At 69.6% G+C, this 595-nt stretch carries 2 protein-coding genes; one reads left to right on the top strand and one right to left on the bottom strand.

Annotated features, from left to right (window positions below; genetic code table 11):
- Positions 1-350: trehalose-phosphatase (locus FK529_RS19780; RefSeq protein WP_331456341.1), on the top strand; the 350-nt coding region annotated here is incomplete at its 5' end.
- Here FK529_RS19780 and FK529_RS19785 read toward each other — a convergent pair.
- A partial coding sequence (locus FK529_RS19785; protein WP_269432108.1) for a ketopantoate reductase family protein occupies positions 351-595 on the bottom strand: 245 nt, incomplete at its 5' end.

A 595-nucleotide genomic window follows, 5' to 3' on the forward strand; every position in this document is an offset into this window, starting at 1 on the left:
CCGGGGTCGCTGCAGACCTGGAGGAGAGGGCGGAGGAGGCGGGGCGGGATCTGGAGGGAGTCGACGTCCTGCCGGGCAAGCACGTCGTCGAACTGGCCGTGCTGCGCGGCGACAAGGGGCAGGCCCTCGACAGACTGCGCGCCCTCCTGGGCGTCGATGCGGTCTTCTACGCCGGTGACGACACCACGGACGAGCGTGCGTTCCGCGCACTGGAGCCGCCTGACGTGGGAGTGCATGTCGGGGACGGGCCCAGTGCTGCCTCTCAGCGCGTGCCCGACATCCCTGCAATGTCACGGCTCTTGGAGCACCTGGCCCGGTGTCGGAGGGAGTCGGGGTCCGCCGGGGCCTGATCAGGCGGCGGAAGCCTGCGAGTTCTCCGCCTCTCCCGCCTGGTCCCGGACCTTCTCGGCCAGGTGCATCTGCAGGGTGACGAACTCATGCAGGTGGCAGATGAGATCGTGCTGGCGCCCCAGGCGCGCGATGTATCCGTTGATGTGGTCGACCTCCGTGGGGCGACCTCGGGAGAAGTCCTGGTACATCGAGGGGCGGTGCAGGGGGTTGCCGGTGCTGGAGACGGTGTGGACCTCCTCCACGG

Origin of the sequence: Tsukamurella asaccharolytica (assembly GCF_007858435.1) — a bacterium.
In the GTDB taxonomy this organism is placed as follows: Bacteria; Actinomycetota; Actinomycetes; order Mycobacteriales; family Mycobacteriaceae; genus Tsukamurella; species Tsukamurella asaccharolytica.